General features: G+C 39.6%; 4 protein-coding genes and 1 pseudogene. 3 read left to right on the top strand and 2 right to left on the bottom strand.

The window, feature by feature from the left end:
* Positions 1-59: 59 nt before the first annotated feature.
* Positions 60-1,157 (bottom strand): hypothetical protein, encoded by a 1,098-nt coding sequence (locus HMPREF3144_RS03975; RefSeq protein ID WP_070476541.1) that lies wholly within the window; start codon positions 1,155-1,157, stop codon positions 60-62.
* Between the two features lie 262 nt (positions 1,158-1,419).
* Between HMPREF3144_RS03975 and HMPREF3144_RS03970 the strand changes: the two genes are divergently transcribed.
* The 3 genes from HMPREF3144_RS03970 (at position 1,420) to HMPREF3144_RS03960 (ending at position 2,527) form a co-directional block, all read left to right on the top strand.
* Positions 1,420-1,749: a type II toxin-antitoxin system RelE/ParE family toxin gene (locus HMPREF3144_RS03970; RefSeq protein ID WP_225792195.1), complete on the top strand. Its 330-nt coding sequence runs from the start codon at positions 1,420-1,422 to the stop codon at positions 1,747-1,749.
* A complete protein-coding gene (locus tag HMPREF3144_RS03965; protein ID WP_036560348.1) occupies positions 1,746-2,084 on the top strand; it encodes a helix-turn-helix domain-containing protein in 339 nt (112 codons plus the stop codon). The genes HMPREF3144_RS03970 and HMPREF3144_RS03965 overlap by 4 nt, the downstream gene beginning before the upstream one ends.
* A 200-nt stretch (positions 2,085-2,284) precedes the next feature.
* Positions 2,285-2,527, top strand: coding sequence for a type II toxin-antitoxin system Phd/YefM family antitoxin (locus tag HMPREF3144_RS03960; RefSeq protein WP_048767127.1), 243 nt, complete (start codon positions 2,285-2,287; stop codon positions 2,525-2,527).
* 151 nt (positions 2,528-2,678) lie between these two features.
* Here HMPREF3144_RS03960 and HMPREF3144_RS03955 read toward each other — a convergent pair.
* Positions 2,679-3,091: pseudogene (locus HMPREF3144_RS03955) on the bottom strand (type II toxin-antitoxin system VapC family toxin).
* Positions 3,092-3,098 lie beyond the last annotated feature (7 nt).

The following is a 3,098-nucleotide window of genomic DNA, read 5'->3' as shown; positions in this document are numbered from 1 at the left end:
AAGGAAGTTACACAAAATTATTTACAGGCTCCATATATATGCTCCACTACGCGCTCTTATTAATCTGTACCAAAACAACCTCCAAAGGTACGATGGTAAAACTCACCATTTTTTGTATCTAAGAAGATAATTTGCCTTGGGTCCTGCGCAAGGTACAGGATCTTACGCCGTTCGGGCAATGTATGAATTAATTGCTCTATCCCCGCATCCACCGTTGCTGTGAGCTCAATGACTTGAATTTGTGACTGTTGATCGACATACTCTAATGTCACTTGGTAACGCTCCACATCATCCGTGGTATCTATTCGTTTAGCCTTAATTTTTTGTGTAATCGCCGGCAAACCAAAGAACAAGATCGGGTAAAAAGTATGTTGAGTGCGACGGTTATTTGCTTTTGAGAAAATTTTTGTTGACAACTTTTTACCATTCAATACATCTAACGTTGCCATAAATGCCATGGCACATAGCAACCAAGCAAAGACTGGATGTAACGCCCAGGGGTCCAGAAAGTTTAGAGTTAATGGTTTGGCAGCACTTATCAAAAACAACAAAGGCACAATGCCAAACATCGCAGCAATCAATAGGATATAGGCACCTTGTTTTTTACGATTGGTGGTGGGACCTACCTCCTCATCAGCAAAGCAATAACTTGGCTCCTCATCGGCCTGATTAATATAGAGTGGGATGGCACGTTGAGCCCCATCAGCTGTCATTTCTAATAATTGATTGTGAGCCGCAACGTACTCATCGAAGGTTGGCTGCTCGCTCTTCGTCAGTTCATCCAGACGACGCTTAGACGCAGTCAAATGAAACTCATGGCATATCGCAGTTCCGGATAAGTTATTGAATCGTAACGTCAAACGACGATTCAATAAACTACTCTGCTCCCTATAGGCGACGACATGATCCTCAACTACTTCTGCAGCGACTTTTCTGTCCGTCTTTTTTAGTCTTAAAATCGCTTTATTTGGTAAAAAATAATATTTGAAAATTAATATAAAATTGATCAGCCATAGCACCAAACAAACAATCCAGCCCAAGACATTCTCTTGTGGTTCAGTGGTCTGCGGGCGAAGAAGCAATCCTAACAAAAACAAACCGCTAAATGTATAGAGCAAGGAACAGAGAGGATGATCTTTAATTGTAGAAGCTAGCATTTTTTGACTGTATAACTATGAGAGGCTTCAGTATATGTTTGGTTTATTACAAATGCGAGATAGAAAGATTACGCAAGTCTTTGGATAATACAAAAAACATAATTCAAATCTAAGGATCTCTGACAAACAACTACCATTAACATTAGTGGGGTGGACAAAGTCAAGCATTAGTCAATTAATTATTCAAAACACAATTATGATGGTGTCTTTAGTAATTAATTGATTAACTCTTTCCTTTGAGAATACTAGGTATTATAGTACAATGTATTCCAATAATATTTATATGTACACAGTCATTGAATCAAAATCATTTAAAAGTAAGGCTGACACTATCTGGTCTGAGTTAGAAAGACTTGAGTTCATTAGTCATTTATCATTAAATCCATTAGAAGGAGATGTAATTCCTAATGGGAGGGGCTTGAGAAAAATACGATGGTCAGTCGCAGGAAAAGGGAAACGCGGTGGAGTGAGAATAATCTATTACAATATGCTCGATGATGGCAATATACTTTTACTTTATATTTATACTAAAAACACCCAGAGCAATATTGACGATAAACGATTAAACAAACTTAAAGGAAGCATGACATGAGTAATCAAACAAAAGATTGGAATATTGATGATATCGTATCTGCTGTCATTGCAGATGATCCGGACGCTGAAGAGATTCGTCAGAGCTTAACCCAGGCCTTAACAGAAGTTAAAAATGGCCAATATGGGCGCAAAACCAAAGTTTTTGTGTCTCCTGTAGCACAAACTCGGCACAAGCTTGGGTTGTCGCAAAATAAGTTTGCTCAGCAAATTGGTATTTCAGTAAATACGCTTAAATCATGGGAACAAGGTGTACGTAATCCGAGTGGCGCCGCATTAAAATTAATCCAATTACTAGATAAGCGTCCAGAGTTAATTTCTGAGTTGCAAGCATAAGTCTCAATCGCTCGTTGTGTATCAGCATTTGGTGAGTTGAACTCAAAAGGCAAACGACAATTATCAGCCGCACGAGTCAGCAACAAACGCACAGGGTATGCTTGACCACTATTTTTGATAACGTATTCACTTAGCACTTAAGGTCAAACTTCGTAGAAGTGCAACTATACGTACCTAATTGTTTTTTAAAGGTGGCACAAATGGAAGTTATTTCTTTTGAAGATCTTAGCAAAAACTTAGCTGAAATATTAGATAAAGTAAACGAGGACAGAAGCCCTGTTCTTATCACCCGTCAGAATGGTGAGCCTGCTGTACTAATAAGCCTCAAACACTTTAATGCTTTTGAGGAGACGTCCTATTTGTTGTCCAGCCCCAAAAACTCAGAACGATTACGCAAGTCTTTAGATAATGCAAAGAGCTCTAACTCAAATCTAAGGAGCTAGAACTCAAATCTAAGGAGCTCGAACTCAAATCTAAGGAGCTCGAACCCAAATCTGAGGAGCTCTGACAAGCATTGCCCCTAAATGATCGGGGCTCAGAATTAAACTGTCGTTGACAAGCACCTTAAAGACAGACTCAATATACGCACTGTCATTAAAAATGCCATGGATTTAAAGTAAGTACACCAGTAGGTTCAAAATCTTTAATGTTGCGAGTGACTACTATCATGCCATGGGTGAGTGCAGTTGCGGCAATGAGCGCACACGTTCTCCACGCCTATCAGGTACGTGCAGCCTAGCGCATTTGCGAGCCACTATTGAATCAATGGATAGGGTTCGGTCAACGAACTCTGACAAAACCTGTGTTTCCAGCCATGAGCGTAACAATGCACCTTGAATGGTATCTTTTCGTTCTATCGATAAGATACCAAGTTCAAGTTCCATAATAGTAATAGCAGAAATGAATAGATCGTCAGCATGGGCAGCTTCTGCCCATGCTGTAAAGTTAGGAACTGCTTTGATAGTGCGGACTTTACGTAATGTAATGACCCAGCACTTTCTGCTCACATTATGC

This window comes from Oligella sp. HMSC05A10, assembly GCF_001808335.1.
In the GTDB taxonomy this organism is placed as follows: Bacteria; Pseudomonadota; Gammaproteobacteria; order Burkholderiales; family Burkholderiaceae_B; genus Oligella; species Oligella urethralis.
This window is presented reverse-complemented; position numbering and strand designations above follow the sequence as displayed.